The following is a 20,230-nucleotide window of genomic DNA, read 5'->3' on the forward strand; positions in this document are numbered from 1 at the left end:
AGGGCGCCCCTCAATCCCCAGAAGGTTATAGATTCCGAGTGATTTCCACAGGGACTCGTTCGCTAAAAAAATCACCATCGTCAAAGGTTTGAGCAACATGACGAAAAAGGGAGTTAGAGCGAAAATCACTACGAGTGTTGGAAAACCAGCAAGTTCTTTCATAGCGGCGGTAAAGGAACCAATTACAACAAATGCGAAGACAACGCAGGCCAAGCCCAAAATGCTCCCGAAAAACGGGTTTCGGTCATAGAACGGGAGAAACCACTTCTTGGTCCATCTATTCATCAATTGGGTGTACCAGCTAAACTTGAGTTCTGATTGCACATAGGATGGTTGTTAGCGCAATTCGGTCGCTTAGGTCACTCTGGCTTCACGCTCGCCGTCACATAATTCACGCTCAGATCGCGATCCGAGATCGACCAGCTCCACAGGATTGGGTTGAACACGAACCCCTTGCGGTCCACCGGCTCCATCCCGGCCTGACGCAGCAGGTCGAACAATTCGTCGGGGGTGATGAACTTGTTCCATTCGTGCGTGCCGCGCGGCAGCCAGCGCATGACGACCTCGGCCCCGAAAATCGCCATCGCATAGGATTTCGGGTTGCGGTTGATGGTTGAACAGATCAGCAAGCCGCCCGGTTTCAGCAATTGCTGCGACGCAGTCAGAAAACCCGCCGGGTCGGCCACATGCTCGACCACTTCCATGTTCAGCACCACATCGAATTGCTCACCCGCCGCGGCCATGTCCTCGGCGGTGGTGTGGCGATAGTCGATCACAAGCCCCGATTGCTCGGCATGGATGCGGGCGACAGGCAGGTTGCCCTCGGCGGCGTCGGCGCCGACGACCGTGGCGCCAAGACGCGCCATCGGTTCGCTCAGCAGCCCGCCGCCACAGCCGATATCCAGCAGGCGCAGGCCCTCGAAGGGGCGCGGGGCCTTCAGATCACGGTCAAATTCGCCCGCGATCTGTTGTGTGATATAGTCCAAGCGGCACGGATTCAGCATGTGCAGAGGCTTGAATTTCCCATGAGGGTCCCACCACTCCGCCGCCATCGCTTCGAATTTTGCGATCTCGGATGGGTCCACCGTGTTCGGATGCGCTTGCATTCCTGTCTCCGTATGCTCTTTTACGTTTAAGGACTATATAGGGCCATAATGGACAAGTACCCGGACCAAAAGCGCGCAGTTCAATATCTGTACCCGCCGATCGATCCTTTCGATCAGCGCATGGTCGATGTCGGCGACGGGCACCGTATCTATATGGAGCAATGCGGCAATCCCGATGGGCTGCCGGTTGTCGTGCTGCATGGCGGTCCCGGAGGCGGCTGCAGCCCCGCGATGCGGCGGTACTTCGATCCGACGGTTTATCGTGTGATTCTGTTTGATCAACGCGGATGTGGCCGGTCGCGGCCCCATGCCTCGGTGACCGACAACACGACGTGGCATCTGGTTGCTGATATCGAGCGGTTGCGGACCTTGCTCGATATCGACGACTGGACGGTGTTCGGTGGCAGCTGGGGGGCGACTCTGGCACTGATCTACGCGCAAACCCATCCTGACCGGGTAAACCGTCTGGTGCTGCGCGGTGTGTTTCTGGCCACCAAGGCTGAGCTGGACTGGTTCTATGGCGGTGGCGCGGGCAAGTTCTGGCCCGAGCCATGGGCGAAATTCACCGCTCTGCTGACCGAGGCAGAGCTGTCCGATACCATCGGGGCCTATAACAAGCGCCTGTTCTCGGGGGATCGCGCAACGGAGATTCTGTATGCGCGGGCGTGGTCGGCATGGGAAAACGCGCTGGCGTCGATCCACACCAACGGTGCGACAGGGGAAAGCCCCGGAGAATATGCGCGTGCCTTTGCGCGGCTCGAGAATCACTATTTCATCAATGCGGCCTTCCTTGAGAAAGACGGGCAGATTCTGAATCAGGTCGAGAAGATCGCCCATATCCCCGGCCATATCGTGCAGGGGCGCTATGACATGATCTGCCCACCACAGGCCGCTTGGAATCTTGCCGAACGCTGGCCCAACGCCGAGCTGAAAATGGTACGCAACGCAGGTCACGCCCTCTCTGAGCCCGGTATCAGCGCCGAGCTGGTCCGCATCATGGACCGCGTGGCCGAGGGGGTGGCATGACCCGGATTGACCGCCGTGCTCTGTTTGCCTCGGGTGCTGCTGCCGCGTTGCTGGCGGCCACGGGGGCTTCGTTGGCGGATACGCCGAAGGCTGGTGGTATACTGCGGCTGGCGGTGCCGCGCGATGACAGTCTGGAACAGGTGGCCCGTGGCGCCGTTTTCGACACCCTGACCGAGATTGCGCCCGACGGCACCTTGCGGGGCGAATTGGCGATTGGCTGGCAAACCGAATCCGACGCGCGCGTCTGGCATTTTGATCTGCGCACCGATGTGGCGTTCCACGATGGTGCGTCTCTGGAAGTGGCCGACGTAGTCTCGGTGTTGCGCGAGGTCGGGCAGGCCGAGGCGCTGACGACGGATTCGGTGCGGCTGGAACTGGCTGAGCCCAACCCCGGACTGCCCTTCCTGCTGGCCAACAGCCGATTTGTCATTACGCGCAACGGGCAGGGCGTAACACCTCTGCACGCGGCCAATGGCACCGGGTGTTACCGCGTCGAACGGGCCGAGGATGATCGCCATTTCTTGGGTTCCAAGGTAGCCGCGCACTACAAGGACGGTACCGCCGGGTGGGCCGACACCTTTGAGATCATCGTGATCCCGGACGCCCGCGTCCGGGCCGAGGCTTTGCGGGATGGATATGTGGATGTGGCGGCCCTGCCCGAAGGCGATGATCTGAAGGGTCAACGCGGTCTGCGCTATCACCCCAACGAATCGGATATGGCGCTGGCCGTAGCTCCGCACGTGGGTATGCCGCGCCAGATCGGGGCAAGGCGCGCGCTGGATGACGGGCGCATCGCCGAGCGGTGGTGGCGGGTGTAAATCCGTTCACGAATCCTGCCGGGGGTTGCAGTTTCGACAAACCCTGCGTATATGCAGTTTCAACAGCGGCGTGTCGGGCTTCGGTCCGGGGCTCCACCGGAAATTTCGACGGGCCGCGCGCCCGTTTTTTTGTGCCCGTTCGAAGGGTAGAGCACCAGATGACAAACGACCTTATTGCCAAAGCTGCTATCGACCGGCGACTGGCCGAGATCATCACCCCCGTGATCGAAGATCTGGGGTATGAGCTGGTCCGCATCCGCCTGATGAGCGGCAAGCAGACCACGCTGCAGATTATGGCTGACAAGCCAGATGGTGGCATCGAAGTGGATGATTGCGCCGAGATTTCCAACGCGGTCAGCGCCACGCTGGACGTTGAGGACCCGATTCTTGACGCCTATACGCTGGAAGTGTCCAGCCCTGGCATCGACCGCCCTCTGACCCGTCTCAAGGATTTCGAGATGTTCGAAGGGTATGAGGCCAAGATCGAAACCGCCGAATTGATCGATGGTCGCCGCCGCTTCAAAGGCGAACTGGCCGGGATCGAAGGGGAAGAGGTTCTGATCAATATCCCGGAAGGGGACGAGACGATTACCATCGGTCTTCAATTCGACTGGCTGAGTGATGCCAAGCTGGTCCTGACCGATGACCTGATCAAGGAAATGCTGCGCCAGCGCAAAGACGCCGGTGCCCTGAACGAAAACGCTTTCGACGAGATTGAGACCGAAGGGTCCGAAGAGGAGACGAACTGATGGCAATCACCTCAGCCAACCAGCTGGAGCTGCTGCAGACCGCCGAGGCCGTGGCCCGCGAAAAGATGATCGACCCCGGTCTGGTTGTCGAAGCGATGGAGGAATCGCTCGCCCGCGCCGCCAAGAGCCGCTACGGCGCGGAAATGGACATCCGCGTTTCCATCGACCGCAAGACCGGAAAGGCGACCTTCACCCGCGTCCGCACCGTGGTTGAGGATGAAGAGCTGGAGAACTATCAGTCCGAGATGACCGTCGAGCAAGCCAAGCAGTACATGGAAGCTCCCGAAGTTGGCGATGTCTTCGTCGAAGAGGTTCCGCCGGTTGAAATGGGCCGTATTGCTGCTCAATCCGCCAAGCAGGTGATCCTGCAGAAGGTTCGCGAAGCCGAGCGTGATCGTCAATACGAAGAATTCAAGGATCGCGCGGGCACCATCATCAACGGTGCAGTCAAGCGCGAAGAATTTGGTAATGTCATCGTCGACCTGGGCGGTGCCGAGGCTGTTCTGCGCCGCAATGACAAGATCGGCCGCGAAAGCTATCGCCCGAATGACCGCGTGCGTGCGTACATCAAGGAAGTCCGCCGCGAAGTGCGTGGCCACCAGATCTTCCTGTCGCGCACCGCGCCGGAATTCATGGCCGAGCTGTTCAAGATGGAAGTGCCGGAAATTTATGACGGCATCATTGAGGTCAAAGCTGTGGCCCGTGACCCCGGCTCGCGCGCGAAGATCGCTGTAATTTCTTATGATGGCTCGATCGACCCCGTCGGTGCCTGTGTAGGTATGCGCGGCAGCCGCGTGCAGGCCGTTGTGAACGAGCTGCAGGGTGAAAAGATCGACATCATCCCGTGGAACGAAGATCAGCCGACCTTCCTGGTGAACGCGCTGCAGCCCGCCGAGGTCTCCAAGGTGGTTCTGGACGAAGAAGCTGGCAAGATCGAAGTGGTTGTACCCGAGGAGCAACTGAGCCTCGCCATCGGCCGCCGCGGTCAGAACGTGCGTCTGGCCAGCCAGTTGACCGGCCTGGATATCGACATCATGACCGAGGCCGAGGAATCGGCCCGCCGTCAGAAAGAATTCGAAGCCCGCACCAAGCTGTTCATGGACAGCCTTGATCTGGACGAATTCTTCGCGCAGTTGCTGGTGTCGGAAGGTTTCACCAATCTGGAAGAGGTGGCCTATGTCGAGATCGACGAACTGCTGGTGATCGATGGTGTTGACGAAGGCACTGCGCAGGAACTGCAAACCCGCGCACGCGAATTCCTGGAAGCCCAGGCCAAGGCGGCGCTGGACGCAGCCCGCGCTTTGGGCGCTGAGGACAGCCTTATTGAATTTGAAGGCCTGACACCCCAAATGGTAGAAGCTCTGGCAAAGGACGACGTGAAGACGTTGGAAGACTTTGCCACTTGCGCCGACTGGGAACTGGCTGGTGGCTGGACCACGGTCGACGGTGAGCGTATCAAGGATGACGGTGTGCTTGAGCCTTTTGGCGTAACGCTGGAAGAGGCGCAGGATCTGGTCATGACTGCCCGCATCATGCTGGGTTGGGTTGATCCGGCCGAGCTGGAGCAAGCCGAAGAAGACAGCGAAGTCGCTGAAGAGGAGGCCGAGGCCTGATCTCAGGGCCTCGGGGTGCGCACATGAGTCGCGGTGGCGTTCATAAGGATCGGTCTGACGGACCTGAGCGCAAGTGCATCGCCACGGGCGAGGTTCAGCCAAAATACGGGTTGATCCGCTTTGTGACGGGGCCGGACGGACAGGTTTACCCGGATGTCGCGGCGAAACTGCCGGGGCGCGGGGTCTATGTCGCGGCGGACCGCGCTGCGCTGGACAAGGCGGTGGGCAAGAAACTGTTTGCCCGTGGGTTCAAGGCGCAGGTGAACGTGTCAAAGGACCTGGTGGACGAGGTCGAGAAACAGGTTACGCGCCGGGTGATCGAATTGTTGAGCCTTGCGCGCAAGTCCGGTGACGCGGTCGCCGGGTACGAAAAGGTCAAGACGTGGCTGGACCGGGAAGAGGCCCAGGTGCTGATTCAGGCCACAGATGGATCGGGGCGCGGCAAGTCGAAACTCAGCACGCCGCACTTCGGGAAATACATCGGGTGGCTCACTGCGGACGAGTTAGGACAGGCATTTGGGCGCCAAACGGTGATTCATGCGGCCTTGGCCTCTGGTGGACTCGCCAAACGTGTTGTAGAGGAAGCGCAGCGCCTGCGTGGCTTGCGCGAAACGGATGACGGCGGCAGGGGCCGCGCGGAAGGGTAAGAAGCTTTATGAGCGATAATGACGGCAAAAAGACATTGGGTCTTCGTGGCGGGGCACGCCCCGGAAATGTGAAACAGAGTTTCAGCCACGGACGTACCAAGAATGTCGTGGTGGAAACCAAACGCAAACGCGTGGTGGTTCCCAAGCCGGGCGCCGGCAAACCGGGTGGCGGAGCAACGCCCTCGGGTGATCCGTCGCGCCGCCCTGCCGGGATTTCCGATGCGGAAATGGCACGCCGGATGAAGGCACTGCAGGCCGCCAAGGCCCGCGAGGTCGAAGAGGCCGCCGCCCGTGAGGCAGCGGAAAAGGCGCGTGAGGAAGAACGCGCCCGTCGCCGGGCCGAGCAGGAAGCCAAGGAACGCGAACAGCGTGAGGCTGAAGAGCGCGCACGTCAAAAGGCCGAAGATGAAGAGCGCAAGCGCAAAGAGGCAGAAGAAGCTGCCAAACGCGCTGCTGCCGCCCCGGCCCCCGAAGAACCCAAAGCCGCCCGTGCACCGGCCAGCAAGCCGGCACCCGCGGCGACCCCGCGCAAACAGGATCGTGAACGGGAACAGCGCGGCCGTGGCAAAGGACGCGATGACAACCGCCGTTCGGGCAAGCTGACATTGGGTCAGGCCACCGGTGGCGAAGGCAACCGCCAACGCTCGATGGCGTCGATGAAGCGCAAGCAAGAGCGTGCGCGTCAAAAAGCCATGGGCGGCCCGGTCGAGCGGGAAAAGGTTATCCGCGACGTTCAGCTGCCCGAGGCGATCGTGGTCTCGGAACTGGCGAACCGTATGGCCGAGCGTGTGGCTGACGTTGTCAAATCGCTTATGAACATGGGCATGATGGTTACCCAGAACCAGACCATCGACGCAGACACCGCCGAACTGATCATCGAAGAGTTTGGCCACAAGGTCACCCGCGTCTCTGATTCGGATGTTGAAGACGTCATCAAAGAGGTCGAAGACAGCGACGAAGACCTGCAGCCCCGTCCGCCGGTCATCACCATTATGGGTCACGTTGACCACGGTAAGACCTCGCTTCTGGATGCGATTCGTGACGCACGTGTTGTGGCCGGTGAAGCAGGCGGTATCACTCAGCACATCGGTGCCTATCAGGTGAAAACCGATGGCGGTACGACGCTGACCTTCCTGGACACGCCGGGCCACGCGGCCTTTACCTCGATGCGCTCGCGCGGGGCCCAGGTCACGGATATCGTGGTTCTGGTGGTTGCCGCCGACGACGCAGTGATGCCGCAGACGATCGAGGCGATCAACCACGCCAAAGCGGCCGAAGTGCCGATGATCGTGGCGATCAACAAGGTCGACAAGCCGGACGCAAACCCGGACAAGGTTCGCACCGATCTGCTGCAGCACGAAGTGATCGTCGAGAAAATGTCCGGTGAGGTTCAGGACGTCGAAGTGTCCGCCATCACCGGTCAGGGCCTGGACGAGTTGCTGGAAGCTATCGCGCTGCAGGCCGAGATTCTTGAACTGAAAGCCAACCCGAACCGCGCAGCTCAGGGTGCCGTCATCGAGGCACAGCTGGATGTGGGCCGCGGACCTGTGGCCACTGTTCTGGTTCAGAACGGCACGTTGCGTCAGGGTGATATCTTCGTTGTGGGTGAGCAATACGGTAAAGTCCGCGCGCTGATCAACGACAAGGGGGATCGCGTCAAGGAAGCAGGCCCCTCGGTTCCGGTCGAGGTTCTGGGTCTGAACGGCACGCCCGAGGCCGGTGACGTTCTGAACGTGACCGAGACCGAAGCGCAAGCCCGCGAGATCGCTGAATATCGCGAACAGGCCGCCAAGGACAAACGCGCCGCCGCCGGTGCCGCGACCACCCTTGAGCAGTTGATGCAGAAGGCCAAGGAAGACGAAAACGTCACCGAGCTGCCGATTCTGATGAAAGCGGACGTGCAAGGGTCCGCCGAAGCCATCGTTCAGGCGATGGAGAAGATCGGCAATGACGAAGTGCGCGTGCGCGTTCTGCACTCGGGTGTTGGTGCGATTACTGAGACAGACGTTGGTCTTGCCGAAGCCTCAGGCGCGCCGATCTTCGGGTTCAACGTCCGCGCCAACGCATCGGCGCGGAATACCGCGAACCAGAAGGGCGTCGAGATTCGCTACTACTCAGTGATCTATGACCTCGTCGACGACGTGAAAGCCGCCGCTTCCGGCCTGCTGAGCGCTGAGATCCGCGAGAAGTTCATCGGTTACGCCGAGATTCGCGAAGTGTTCAAGGTCACTGGTGTGGGCAAGGTTGCCGGCTGTCTGGTCACCGAAGGTGTTGCCCGCCGCTCCGCGGGCGTCCGCCTGCTGCGCGACAACGTGGTGATCCACGAAGGCACGCTGAAGACGCTGAAACGCTTCAAGGATGAAGTGGCCGAGGTTCAGTCGGGTCAGGAATGCGGCATGGCGTTCGAGAACTACGACGATATCCGCGCAGGCGACGTGATCGAAATCTTCGAGCGCGAAGAAGTCACCCGCACACTGGACTGATCCGGCATGGTTTAGAAATAGAAAACAGCGGCCCATTTGGGCCGCTGTTTTTTTTTGGAAGGTCGCGGGACTTCGATCGTTTGTGCGAGATTTCCCGATTCCAGCCAGTGCCGGGCGTCTTACAATTCTGTCCTGTATAAGAGGTTAGTCTGGGTTAACGTCGGCTGTGCGGACTGAGATGCCGTTGGCTGTTTGGATTACTCGGCTATCATGAAATATTTGTGCAACGTATCTGTAATCTCCCAGATACATTTTGCTCCCTTGGAGATAAAAAACGTATCCCCGGCAGAAAATGTGTGCGGTGTGCCTTCATCATCGGTGATTGTTACAGACCCAGAAATAACCGTCATTAGCTCGTTCACCGGATAAGCATCAATTTCTTCTCGACACGGGGCGCATTTCCAAACCCCTGACGAAATTCCCGAATTTTCATCCAGATGGGCGTAGTGGATAAGTTCCGTCGTGTCGCTTGTTGTAAACGCCTCTTTCGGTACAAGATCAGAAGGTTCAAGCTGATCTCCCGCAGGATTTAATCTGTGAATACCCATGAAACTTATTCCCCGCATTTCTTCTGATGTTGAATCCAAAAATCGCCAGTAGTGTAACCGCCGCGTATTTTTGGTCAATTCGAGCACTGCACCTAGCCAAAAAGCAATGTTCGTAACGGGCTCGAACCGGACATTCGAGGCGCGGTCAAAAAAGTAGGGTTTGTATTGGTTGTGTTGGCTTTTTGAGGCAAAGGCCAGATCTGTCTAACGCTCAATACTCTTTACTATCGCCACGTGGCCAAAAACGTCTCGGGGTGCATTATGATGTCGAAATGCTGCATGCCCATTTTAAGATCGAAACTGACCGAATGCCCGCCCTTGCGTAGCAGTTCGGCATAGTCGCGGCTTTGGCGAACGAACTCGGGCGTGTCCCGTTCGGCCACGGTCACGTGGTAGCGTGGGCCGGGTCTGGGCAGATGGCGAATGGGTGACAGGTCGTTCACTTCGACCGGGGTCAGTTGCAGCGGATCATTGACGGGGGTCAGGCTGATCGGCTCCAGATCGTAAATACCGCTGATCAGGATCACATCGCGTACGCGCATCCCGGCACGGGCCAGCGCATCGGCCGAACCCGCCATGACCATGCTGACCAGATGCGCGCCGGCACTGTGGCCGGACAGGGTGACGCGGGATGGATCGAAGCCCAGACTGAACGCGTTCACCGCCAGCCAGAGCAGCGCATTGCGGCATTCCTCGATCATGTCCCCGATACGCGCGTCCGGGGCGAGCGTGTAATTGAGGGTGGCAAATGATTGCTCGGCATCGACCAGCGCCGGGGCCATCATGGCCGACTCGCGCTGGCTGAGCGCCTGCCAATAACCCCCATGGATAAACACATGTAGCGGTGCGCCTGCTCCTTTGGCAGGAAAGAAGTCCAGCACCTGCGCCGGGCTTTCGCCAAAAGCCAGGTTCTCTTTCACCTTCATGCGCGTCCGGTGCTGAGCGCTGAGCGCGGCGTAGCTGTCGACATAGGGGGTCAGGTCACCGCCGATCATCGACCGGGGCGAGTATTCCTGATCCAGTTCGTCCTGAGTGAAACCCCGGTACAGCATAGTTTACTCCTGCTCGGTATACATCAGTTCGGTGCGCATATCGTAGAGATCATGGAAAAAGCGCAAATCCAAGGCCTTGCGCAGAAAGGCCACACCGCTGGACCCACCGGTGCCGGGTTGATTACCGATCACCCGTTCAACCGCAGTGACGTGATCGAACCGCCAGCGCTGAAAGAGGGATTCCACGTCCATCAATTTCTCGGCCAGTGCATAGAGGTCCCAATAACGATCCGTGTCGCGGAACACCTGCACCCAGATTTTCACCACACGCGGGTTGCCGGAATAGGGCAGCGCATAGTCGCGATCAAGAAGGTCCTGCGGAACATCAAACCCTTGGCGCGCCAGCATAAACAGCACCTCATCATAGAGTGACGGTTTGCTCAGCGCGTCATTCAGCAACGCCATGACCTCGGGGTCATGTTCATGCACTTTCAGGGTCGAGGCATCCTTGTTGCCCAGAATGAACTCGATCTGGCGGTAACCATAGCTTTGAAATCCTGACGAATTCCCCAGCACCTGCCGGAAGGTCAGGTAATCGGCAGGGGTCATAGTCAGCAGCGTTTCCCAGGCTGCGATCAGCTGTCGCTGGATCGCCTTGACCCGGTCGAGGTTCTTCATCGCCGGGCCGAACTCGTCCTGTTGTAGAAAACGGCGCACCTCGACCAACTGGTGATGCATCAGTTTCAACCACAGCTCACTGACCTGATGGATGATGATGAACAGCATCTCATCGGGTTGGGCGGGGTCCTGAAAGGTTTTTTGCAGGTTCAGCAGGGTCTTGAGCTGCAGGAAATCGCCATAGCTCTTGCGATGGGTCTGCGCGAAATCGGTGACCAGAGAATCCTCGATCCCGCGCTCAAGATACCGGTCATCCTTGTCGCCCATTTGCTCCTCCGAAATGCCTGCGGCCCCCCATGTGTAGGGGCAGAACCCGCTCAGCGCCAGAGCGTCAGGTCCAGTCCAGCACCACCTTGCCCGACCGGCCAGATTTCATCGCGGCAAAGCCTTCGGCGAAATCGTCGATTTTCATTTGGTGCGTGATGACCCGGCTGACGTCCAGACCGTTCTGCAACATGGCGATCATCTTGTACCAGGTCTCGAACATCTCGCGCCCATAGACGCCCTTGATGGTGATTGCCTTGAACACGATGCGCGACCAATCGACCGGAGATTTTCCGGGCGGAATCCCCAGCAGGGCGATCTTTCCGCCCATCACCAGCGCCTCGACCATCTGGTCCAGCGCGATTTGGGAACCGGACATTTCGAGGCCCACATCGAAGCCTTCCTTCATGCCCAGTTCGGTTATGATGTCCTGCAGGTGTTCCTTGGACACATCGACAGTGCGGACGGTCGGCACCACGTGTTCGGCCAGTTTCAGGCGATCCGGGTTGATATCGGTGATCACCACATGCCGTGCGCCTGCATGGCGCGCGACGGCCGCCGCCATGATGCCGATGGGGCCTGCGCCTGTGATCAGAACATCCTCGCCCAGCAGATCGAAGCTGAGCGCGGTGTGCACGGCGTTTCCCAGCGGATCCAGGATTGCGCCGATCTCATCAGGGACATCATCCGGCAGAGGCACGACGTTGAAGGCAGGCAATTTCAGGTATTGGGCAAAAGCCCCCTGTTCGTTCACGCCGATCCCGCGCGTGCCAGGGTCCAGATGGAACTTGCCCGCACGACTCTGACGGCTGTCGGTGGTGATCAGGTGGCCTTCGCCGGAACAGCGCTGACCGATTTCAAGCCCGGTCACGTTGCGCCCGAGTTCGACGATCTCACCGGCGAACTCATGGCCCGTGATCATTGGAATCGGCACGGTCGCGGCGGCCCACTCATCCCAGTTCCAGATATGGATGTCGGTGCCGCAGATACCGGTCTTGTTGACGCGGATCAAAACCTCTTCCGGGCCGATTTCGGGCACCGGGGCCTGTACCATCCAGAGGCCCTCTTCGGGCTTGGATTTCTCAAGTGCTTTCATAGTGTTCGATCGCATGAGTTTACTCCCACAAATCGGTGGACAGGTATTTGAGACCGCTGTCACACATCACAATCGCTACGCAGCCGCCTTTTTCCGGACCGCGCAACAGGTCGACGGCCGCAGCGAGGTTGGCTCCTGCCGAAAATCCCGCAAAAATGCCTTCGGTCCGGGCCAGCAACCGCGCCCCGTCCCGAGCCGCGTCGCCTGAAACCGACAGATGTCCGGCCAGGGTCGTTCCGTTCAGGTGGATCAGATCTCCCATGGCATAGCCGCCGCCCTGAATTGGGTGGTCCGGGTTGCTGATGGCTTCTCCGGCGATTGCCCGCGCGCCTTCGGGCTCGACCGCATAGCAGCGCACACCCAACGGGGTCAGGTATTCCGCGGCCCCGGCCAGAGTACCGCCGGATCCTGCAAAGTCGCAGAATGCCGTCACGGACCCGCCAGACTGGTCCCAGATTTCCGGCCCCGTGCCGGTAGCATGGGCTTTGGGGTTGCCTGAATGACCGAATTGGTCGGCGCGAAACGCATTGCGTTCGGCGGTGATGCGCTGTGCGGCCTCATCCACCAATGCCAGATCAGCCCCGGACACTTCACCGGGTTTGCTGCCTTCGGCTTGCGGGACGATCACGACTTCAGCCCCCAGAGCCCGCATCATGCGCGCGCGCTCGACCGAGTTTCCAGCGCTCATGACCGCGACGAAGGGATGGCCCAGAATGCCGCAGACAATTGCCAGACCGGTGCCCATATTGCCCGATGTCAGTTCAACGACCGTCTGCCCCGGTGACAATGTGCCGTCGGCGCGCGCCAGTTCGATGATGGATCGGGCTGCCCGGTCCTTTTTTGAAAACCCCGGCAGCAGGTAATCCAGTTTGGCTACAATACGCCCGTTCAGGTTCAAGTTCGCGCACAGGCGCGACAGCTCAACCAAAGGTGTGTTGCCAATGGTGTCGATAACCGACGGCAGGATCATTCGATGACACCGAGTTCTTTGCCGACCTTGCCAAAGGCGGCCAGCGCGCGGTCCAGTTCATCCTTGTTCAGAGCCGCATTCATCTGCGTTCTGATCCGTGCCTGTCCGCGCGGGACGACAGGGAAGAAGAAGCCCGAGACATAGACGCCCTCGTCAAACAACCGTGAGGCCATCTTTTGCGCCAGCTTCGCTTCACCCAGCATCACCGGTATGATCGGGTGTTCCCCCGGCAAAAGGTCAAAGCCCAGTTTCTCAAGCCCCGCGCGCCAGTATTTGGCGTTGCCGAACAGTTGCGCGCGCAGCATGTCGCCCTCTTCGACCAGACGGATCGCTTCCAGACCGGCAGCGACGATGGAGGGTGGCAGCGAGTTCGAGAACAGATAGGGCCGCGCCCGCTGCCGCAGCAGATCAATCACCGGCTGCGGCCCGGCGATGTAACCGCCGATTGCCCCCCCAAGTGCCTTGCCCAAAGTTCCCGTCAGAATGTCCATGTCGACGCCGAAATGATCCGGCGTGCCTGCACCGTTCGGCCCCATAAAGCCGGTCGCGTGGCAGTCGTCGACCATGACGATGGCGTCGTACTTGTCGGCCAGTTCGCGAATCTTCGGCAGATTGGCCAGATATCCATCCATCGAAAAAACGCCGTCGGTGGCGATCATGATATGCCGCGCCCCGTCTTCGCGCGCCTGTTTCAGCCAGGCTTCGAGGTCATTCATGTCGTTGTTCATGTAACGGTAGCGCTTGGCCTTGCACAGCCGCACGCCATCGATGATCGAAGCGTGGTTCAGGCTGTCCGAGATGATGGCGTCTTCCGGCCCTAACAAAGGCTCAAACAGCCCGCCATTGGCATCGAAACAGGCGGCGAACAGGATCGCATCGTCCTTGTTCAGGAACTTGGCCAGCTTCTGCTCCAGCTCGCGGTGAATATCCTGTGTGCCGCAGATGAACCGGACCGAGGCCATGCCGAACCCTTTGGGCTCCATCGCGCCCTTGGCGGCGTCGATCAAGGCGGGGTGATCGGCGAGGCCCAGATAGTTGTTGGCGCACAGGTTGATCACCTGCTTGTCGCCCACCGTGATCTCACCGCCCTGAGGCGAGGTGATCATTCGTTCGCGTTTGTACAGGCCTTCAGCCTCGATCTGCGCGAGGGTGTCCGTGATGTGGGCCAGGAACGCATCTGCCATGGCGGTCTCCGTTTATGTGAGTCGCGTGTCTAACATAACGGATGTAATTCCCAAATGGGGGAAATACAATATAGGGGAAAAAAATCCACAAAAACGGAAGAGCTGACCTCAGGCGTTCTTAACAATCAGGAACACGCGGGCCGGGCCGCCGGCGACAATCGAATGCGCCACATCCGCCGCGTAACGGGCCGTGTCGCCCTGTTGCAGATCACGGGACGCGGTGCCCGAGGACACACGGACCACGCCTTCCAACACCGTCAGTTGCTCCCTTGCGCCGCGGGCATGGGGCTGGCTTGTCAAAGCGCCACCCGTGTCGAACTCGATATCATAGACCTCATGTCCGCCCGCCTCTTCGGGCGGCGAGAGGATGCGGATACGGCAATTCTGACCCATATTGTCGATGCTGGGCACTTCGGCTTTGCGCAGGACCTCGATCTGGTCGGCGGTGTCGGCTTCCTCCAATAAGCCCGCGAAATCGACCTGCAGGGCGCGGGTCAGGTTCCACAGGGTCGAGATGGTTGGGCTGCTTTCCCCCCGTTCGATCTGGCTGACCATCGAGCGGGATACGCCGCTGAGATTGGCCACGGCTTCAAGCGACAGGCCCTTGGCCCGGCGCGCCTCTTTCAGGCGGGCGGGCAGGAGTGTCAGGATATCGTCAGTATTGTCCGTCATGACGGAATTTCTTGCGCCTTGAAGGGGTAGATGTCAATTCCAACCGTGACGGGACGTCCCATAGGACATGTGTATGCTGCAGGTGCATACTGGTACCGAATCCCGGAGGAGACTGACATGACCGATATCGTATTGCTGGACGGTGCCCGCACCGCAATTGGAACCTTTGGCGGCGCGCTGGCCTCGACCGCGCCCATCGATCTTGCAACCGTCGCCACCGAAGCCGCGCTGGAGCGGTCGGGTGTGGAAGGTGCCCAAATTGGGCATGTTGTATTCGGTCATGTGATCAATACCGAGCCACGCGACATGTACCTGTCGCGCGTTGCTGCAATGCAGGCGGGGATACCGAACGGGACACCTGCGATGAATGTGAACCGGTTGTGTGGATCGGGCGCGCAGGCGATTGTCTCGGCGGTGCAGTCCCTGATGCTGGGCGATGCTGAGTTCGCCGTGGCGGGCGGGGCCGAGAGCATGTCGCGCAGCCCGTATATCGTGCCGCAGGCGCGGTGGGGGGCGAAGATGGGCGATGTGTCCTCGCTGGACATGATGCTGGGGGCGCTGAACTGCCCTTTCGGCACCGGTCATATGGGCGTAACTGCCGAGAATGTCGCCGATGAGCATCAGATCAGCCGCGAGCAAATGGACAATTTTGCAATGACCAGCCAGACCCGCGCGGCGGCGGCGATCGAGGCGGGATATTTCGACAGCCAGATCGCGCCCGTACAAGTTAAGGTCAAGCGGGACATGGTGGACTTCAAGGTTGACGAACACCCCAAGGCCACCACGGCCGAGGCGCTGGCCGGGTTGCGGCCGGTGTTCAAGAAGGACGGTCGTGTGACGGCTGGCAATGCCTCGGGCATCAATGATGGCGCGGCGGCGATGGTTCTGGCCACGGCAGAAGCGGCCGAGAAGGCCGGGTTGAAACCCAAGGCGCGCATTCTGGGTTATGCGCATGCCGGAGTCCGCCCCGAGGTGATGGGCATTGGGCCCGTTCCGGCGGTGCGGAACCTGATGGACAAAACCGGTCTGTCGGTAGACGATTTCGATGTGATCGAAAGCAATGAGGCGTTTGCGGCGCAGGCTCTGGCGGTGAATCAGGAGCTTGGGCTGGATGCGTCGAAGGTGAATCCGAATGGCGGGGCGATTGCTCTGGGGCACCCGGTTGGGGCAACCGGGGCGATCATCACGCTGAAGGCGCTGTATGAACTGGAGCGCACAGGCGGGACCAAAGGGCTGGTGACCATGTGCATCGGTGGCGGGCAAGGGATTGCAATCGCCATCGAGCGACTCTGAACACGGGGTCGTGCCGGGAGGCTGTCTGCCCTCCATCGCGAGGGGTGCGATTCCCCTCGCGAGTATTTCTGGCCAGGTGAAGCGGGCGAGTTGGTGCTAACTGAGCGCGTTGAGCAAGAGAACAAGCGCGGCACCTGCTGCTACCCCGATACCGGCGGGCAGGGCGGCGGACCACAGAGGTGATTTCTCTGGCTCGTCCTTCTGCGTCTGGGCGATCAGGGCGTTTTCGACCAAACCCGGCAGGCGCGGGCCGAAACGCGCCAGAACCCACGCAGTTTTGCTGAAATCGCGCAGGGCCGCACGCGGGCCAATGGATTGCTTGATGTAATCCTCTACCACAGGGCGGGCGACCTCCCAGATGTTCGTATGTGGATCGAGTGATCGTGCGACGCCCTCGACCACCACCATCGTGCGTTGCAGCAGGATCAGTTCGGTCCGGGTTTCCATGCCGAACCGTTCTGTGACTTCGAACAGGTAGTTCAGCAGGCGTCCCATCGAGATATGGGTGGCGTCCATGCCGAAGATCGGTTCACCAACCGCGCGCAGGGCCCGGGCGAATTCATCGACATCCTGATTGGCGGGGACATACCCGGCCTCGAAATGCACTTCGGCCACGCGTTTATAGTCGCGGCGGATGAAGCCAAAGAGAATCTCGGCATAGACCCGGCGGGTGTATTCGTCGATATGGCCCATGATGCCGTAGTCATAGGCAATGATATCACCATTTGCCGCGACCTTGAGGTTGCCCTGGTGCATGTCAGCGTGGAAATAGCCGTCGCGCAGCGCGTGCAGCAGGAACAGGCGCAGAACCCGTTCCGCCAGATCGCGGCGGTTGTGTCCGGCGGCGTCGAGGGCTTCGTTTTCGCCCAGCGGAATACCGTCAGCCCAACTGAGCGTCATCACCCGGCGGGCGGATAGGGACCACACCACGGGGGGCAGCCAGAACCCGGCGTCATCCTTGGTGTTGGCGGCGTATTCCGAGGCGGCGGCGCTTTCTAGACGCAGGTCCAACTCACCGCGCACGACACCATCGAAATGCTCGATTACGTCCATCGGGCGCAGGCGGCGCGCGCCGGGGGCGAACAACTGGACGATACGGGCGGCGAAATAGAATGCATCCACGTCCTTGCGGAACGCGCGTTCGATGCCGGGGCGGAGTACTTTAACCGCGACGTCCTCGCCGGTGCTGCTCAGCTTGGCCTTGTGAACTTGCGCAATAGAGGCTGCGGCGATGGGTTCGCTGAATTCCGAGAACACCTCATCTACCGGCTGCCCCAGTTCCTTGGTCACTTCGGCCATGGCCTCGGCACGGGAAAAGGGCGGCAGTTTGTCCTGCAACACGCGCAACTGGGCCGCCAGTTCATTACCCACCACATCGGGGCGGGTCGAGAGGACCTGCCCGAACTTGATATAGGCCGGGCCCAGCGCCGTTAGCGCCCGTGTGGCGGGCGGCATATTGGGGTCGCCTTTGTAGCCAAGCCACTGAAAAGGCTTGCCCAAGGCATGGGCCACGAAACGCAGGGCGCGCGGGGCCTCAAAAGCGTCCAGCACCACGTTCATGGCGCCTGTGCGTTCGAGTGTTGCGCCTGTGCGGATCAGGCGGATGATGTTGTGAGGGCCACGCATGAGTCAGATCTTCCAGCCGGAATGCAGCGCGGCGATACCCATGCTGAGATTGCGGTATTTGGCGTTCTCGAACCCGGCAGCGCGGACCATGTTCAGAAACGTCTCCTGATCCGGGAACTTGCGGATCGATTCCACCAAATACTGATAGCTGTCGTAATCGTTGGCAATCAGCTTGCCCATCCGGGGGATGACGTTGAAACTGTAGAGGTCATAGAGTTTTTGCAGTCCGTCATTCGGCAGTTGGCTGAATTCCAGAACCATCAGGCGGCCACCGGGCTTCAGCACGCGGAACGCCTCGTTTAGCGCCTCTTGCGGGCGGGTCACGTTTCGGATGCCGAACGAGATGGTGTAAACGTCAAACGTGTTGTCCTCGAATGGCAGGGCCATCGCATCACCCACCACCCAGTTCAGACTGTCGGCCATCTGGTCGGCCTCGGCGCGTTGGCGGCCTTCGACCAGCATCGGCTCGGTCAGGTCCAGAACGGTGGCATGGCCATAGCCCGCGCGCTTGAGGAACCGGAACGAAATATCGCCGGTGCCGCCCGCCACGTCCAGCAGACGTTGACCGGGGCGCGGCGCCAACCAGTCCATCATCGCGTCTTTCCAGACCCGGTGGATGCCCATCGACATGACGTCGTTCATCACGTCGTATTTCGAGGCGACCGAATTAAACACGCCCTGCACACGCCCGGCCTTGTCAGCCTCGCGTACGGTTTCGAACCCGAAATGTGTGGTCTTGTCGCTATTGTCGGACATTGAAAGGACGCCTTTGCCTGTGTTGCTCATCCTTATAGGCCCCCGCGCCGGGAAGACAATCGCGCGAAAAGGTAGCAGGGGCGACGAATTGAAGGGCGCGTCACAGATTTTCCTTAGTCCCGGCCTATGACGGGATCAGGTGTTCCAGACCTCGGAGATGTCCTGTTGGCAAGCATTCTCGCAGCTTTGCTGTCCATAGTTTTAGTGATTTTGTTTTTTGGCTGGCGGATCAGGGCTGTCTTTTGCACGATCCTGCGGGTGTACCGTGCCGAAGGGCTGGGAGGCAAGGTGGATGCACTGGCCCGGCACTATCCAAATGACGTTGTTCACGAGGCTATGCTGCGCGCGGGCAGCGACAGACCGGCGCAACAGACTCTGACGCGCAAAACCTTTCGCACGGCTCCCGGCGCGATAGTGGTGACGATCCTGGTTCTAACCATCTATTTCTATGTGGGTTTTGTGCGGCCCGATCTGGGAGAATTCGAAGAGGCCATCCCGCTGCAGAACCCCGAAGCGATTGTGGCGGTCAAGCTTACCCTGTTGGCTTTGGTGATCTACACGCTGATCTTTCATATTGCCAATGTCATCACGATTGACGGGGGTGAACTGGTCATGATGGCTCCGCTGTTTCAGCGGCGGCATTTTGACCTGACAAAGCTGACCAAAATCAGCCTTCGCCACCGCGGAACCTATGTGCTGCGTTTTTCAGATGGGAAGACGGCGCGGATTCTGAAATATGTAACCGGACATGATGAAATGGTGCGGGCGTTTGAGGATGCGCTTGCGGCAAATCAGGAGAGCACATGCCGGAACTTCCCGAAGTCGAAACGGTCCGCCGCGGGCTGACGCCTGCGATGGAGGGTGTGGTGATCGAACGGGCGGATGTAAACCGTCCCGATTTGCGCTGGCCCTTCCCCGACCGCATGGCCGAACGGCTGACCGGGCAGCAGGTGGATCGGCTGCGGCGACGCTCGAAATACATCCTGGCCGATCTCAGTAGTGGTGAGACCTTGCTGATCCATCTGGGCATGTCCGGGCGCATGACGGTGTCGGGCGATCCTCTTGGACAGTTTGTGCGTGAACATCCGATGCCCGAGAAACATGACCACGTGATTTTCCACATGGCCAATGGCGCGCGGGTGACTTTCAACGATCCGCGTCGGTTCGGCGCGATGGACCTGCTGCCGACGGCGACCGCCGAGCAGCATAAGCTTTTGTCGGTTCTGGGCCCCGAGCCGCTGGGCAATGATTTTCACGAGCAGCATCTGATCGACGCATTCAGGGGCAAGAACTCCCCGGTTAAATCGGCGCTGCTGGATCAGGGAATCGTTGCCGGATTGGGCAATATCTACGTCTGCGAGGCGCTTTATCGCGCGGGTGTGTCGCCACGTCGCAAAGCCGGGCAGATTTCTGCGGCACGAGTCGCGGCTCTGGTTCCGATCATCCGACAGGTGCTGCAGGATGCCATCGAGGCGGGCGGTTCATCCCTGCGCGATTTCCGCCAAGCCGATGGAGAACTTGGATATTTTCAGCACAGCTTTGACGTTTATGGCCGCGAGGGCGAGCCCTGCCGCACCGAAGGCTGCGACGCGGTCGTCAAAAGAATCACCCAGTCCGGTCGCTCATCCTTCTATTGCGCGCAATGCCAAAGATAACTTGATCCAGCTTCCTCGCGTGATAAGGAATCGTATCTGAACGGAACAACCGGA

Annotated in this window: 19 protein-coding genes; 9 read left to right on the top strand and 10 right to left on the bottom strand. The window is 60.0% G+C overall.

What is annotated here, in order from left to right; all coding sequences use genetic code 11:
- Positions 1-359: 359 nt before the first annotated feature.
- Entirely contained in the window at positions 360-1,106 is a 747-nt protein-coding gene (ubiG, locus tag ACR1XY_RS15175) for a bifunctional 2-polyprenyl-6-hydroxyphenol methylase/3-demethylubiquinol 3-O-methyltransferase UbiG (RefSeq protein WP_480594454.1), read from the bottom strand.
- A gap of 48 nt (positions 1,107-1,154) precedes the next feature.
- Between ubiG and pip the strand changes: the two genes are divergently transcribed.
- The 6 genes from pip to infB all read left to right on the top strand — a co-directional run bounded on the left by pip (position 1,155) and on the right by infB (position 8,442).
- Complete coding sequence (pip, locus tag ACR1XY_RS15180; protein ID WP_480594455.1) at positions 1,155-2,132, top strand: prolyl aminopeptidase; 978 nt, start codon at positions 1,155-1,157, stop codon at positions 2,130-2,132.
- Positions 2,129-2,950, top strand: coding sequence for an ABC transporter substrate-binding protein (locus tag ACR1XY_RS15185; protein WP_480594456.1), 822 nt, complete (start codon positions 2,129-2,131; stop codon positions 2,948-2,950). The genes pip and ACR1XY_RS15185 overlap by 4 nt, the downstream gene beginning before the upstream one ends.
- A gap of 158 nt (positions 2,951-3,108) precedes the next feature.
- Positions 3,109-3,699 carry a ribosome maturation factor RimP gene (gene rimP / locus ACR1XY_RS15190; protein ID WP_480594457.1) on the top strand — a complete coding sequence of 197 codons (591 nt, stop codon included), beginning with the start codon at positions 3,109-3,111 and terminating at the stop codon, positions 3,697-3,699.
- Positions 3,699-5,312, top strand: coding sequence for a transcription termination factor NusA (gene nusA, locus ACR1XY_RS15195; RefSeq protein WP_480594458.1), 1,614 nt, complete (start codon positions 3,699-3,701; stop codon positions 5,310-5,312). The genes rimP and nusA overlap by 1 nt, the downstream gene beginning before the upstream one ends.
- A 23-nt stretch (positions 5,313-5,335) precedes the next feature.
- Positions 5,336-5,959 (top strand): RNA-binding protein, encoded by a 624-nt coding sequence (locus ACR1XY_RS15200; protein ID WP_480594459.1) that lies wholly within the window; start codon positions 5,336-5,338, stop codon positions 5,957-5,959.
- A gap of 8 nt (positions 5,960-5,967) precedes the next feature.
- Positions 5,968-8,442, top strand: a complete 2,475-nt coding sequence (gene infB, locus ACR1XY_RS15205) for a translation initiation factor IF-2 (protein ID WP_480594460.1) — start codon at positions 5,968-5,970, stop codon at positions 8,440-8,442.
- Positions 8,443-8,639: 197 nt separating this feature from the next.
- On the opposite strand, the gene ACR1XY_RS15210 is transcribed toward infB, so the two are convergent.
- The 7 genes from ACR1XY_RS15210 to ACR1XY_RS15240 form a co-directional block, all read right to left on the bottom strand.
- Positions 8,640-8,990: a cupin domain-containing protein gene (locus tag ACR1XY_RS15210; RefSeq protein WP_480594461.1), complete on the bottom strand. Its 351-nt coding sequence runs from the start codon at positions 8,988-8,990 to the stop codon at positions 8,640-8,642.
- Positions 8,991-9,214: 224 nt separating this feature from the next.
- Positions 9,215-10,042 (bottom strand): alpha/beta hydrolase, encoded by an 828-nt coding sequence (locus ACR1XY_RS15215; RefSeq protein ID WP_480594462.1) that lies wholly within the window; start codon positions 10,040-10,042, stop codon positions 9,215-9,217.
- A 3-nt stretch (positions 10,043-10,045) separates the two neighbouring features.
- Positions 10,046-10,927 (bottom strand): tryptophan 2,3-dioxygenase, encoded by an 882-nt coding sequence (locus ACR1XY_RS15220; RefSeq protein WP_480594463.1) that lies wholly within the window; start codon positions 10,925-10,927, stop codon positions 10,046-10,048.
- A gap of 64 nt (positions 10,928-10,991) precedes the next feature.
- The gene (gene tdh, locus ACR1XY_RS15225) at positions 10,992-12,020 is read right to left on the bottom strand and encodes an L-threonine 3-dehydrogenase (protein ID WP_480594481.1); all 1,029 of its coding nucleotides are present in this window, start codon (positions 12,018-12,020) and stop codon (positions 10,992-10,994) included.
- 19 nt (positions 12,021-12,039) lie between these two features.
- Positions 12,040-12,990 (bottom strand): PLP-dependent cysteine synthase family protein, encoded by a 951-nt coding sequence (locus tag ACR1XY_RS15230; RefSeq protein WP_480594464.1) that lies wholly within the window; start codon positions 12,988-12,990, stop codon positions 12,040-12,042.
- Positions 12,987-14,174, bottom strand: coding sequence for a glycine C-acetyltransferase (locus ACR1XY_RS15235; RefSeq protein ID WP_480594465.1), 1,188 nt, complete (start codon positions 14,172-14,174; stop codon positions 12,987-12,989). The genes ACR1XY_RS15230 and ACR1XY_RS15235 overlap by 4 nt, the downstream gene beginning before the upstream one ends.
- Positions 14,175-14,282: 108 nt before the next feature.
- Positions 14,283-14,846, bottom strand: coding sequence for a helix-turn-helix domain-containing protein (locus tag ACR1XY_RS15240; protein ID WP_480594466.1), 564 nt, complete (start codon positions 14,844-14,846; stop codon positions 14,283-14,285).
- A 117-nt stretch (positions 14,847-14,963) separates the two neighbouring features.
- Between ACR1XY_RS15240 and ACR1XY_RS15245 the strand changes: the two genes are divergently transcribed.
- Entirely contained in the window at positions 14,964-16,139 is a 1,176-nt protein-coding gene (locus ACR1XY_RS15245; RefSeq protein WP_480594467.1) for an acetyl-CoA C-acyltransferase family protein, read from the top strand.
- A 96-nt stretch (positions 16,140-16,235) separates the two neighbouring features.
- On the opposite strand, the gene ubiB is transcribed toward ACR1XY_RS15245, so the two are convergent.
- Positions 16,236-17,765, bottom strand: coding sequence for a 2-polyprenylphenol 6-hydroxylase (gene ubiB, locus ACR1XY_RS15250; protein WP_480594468.1), 1,530 nt, complete (start codon positions 17,763-17,765; stop codon positions 16,236-16,238).
- A 3-nt stretch (positions 17,766-17,768) separates the two neighbouring features.
- On the bottom strand, positions 17,769-18,521 hold the full coding sequence (gene ubiE, locus ACR1XY_RS15255; RefSeq protein ID WP_480594469.1) for a bifunctional demethylmenaquinone methyltransferase/2-methoxy-6-polyprenyl-1,4-benzoquinol methylase UbiE: 753 nt from the start codon (positions 18,519-18,521) through the stop codon (positions 17,769-17,771).
- A gap of 165 nt (positions 18,522-18,686) precedes the next feature.
- Between ubiE and ACR1XY_RS15260 the strand changes: the two genes are divergently transcribed.
- Positions 18,687-19,367: a hypothetical protein gene (locus ACR1XY_RS15260; protein WP_480594470.1), complete on the top strand. Its 681-nt coding sequence runs from the start codon at positions 18,687-18,689 to the stop codon at positions 19,365-19,367.
- Positions 19,325-20,176, top strand: a complete 852-nt coding sequence (mutM, locus tag ACR1XY_RS15265; protein WP_480594471.1) for a bifunctional DNA-formamidopyrimidine glycosylase/DNA-(apurinic or apyrimidinic site) lyase — start codon at positions 19,325-19,327, stop codon at positions 20,174-20,176. Before ACR1XY_RS15260 ends, mutM begins: the two co-directional genes overlap by 43 nt.
- The last annotated feature ends 54 nt before the right edge of the window (positions 20,177-20,230 follow it).

This window comes from Ruegeria sp. AD11(2025) (assembly GCF_056542405.1).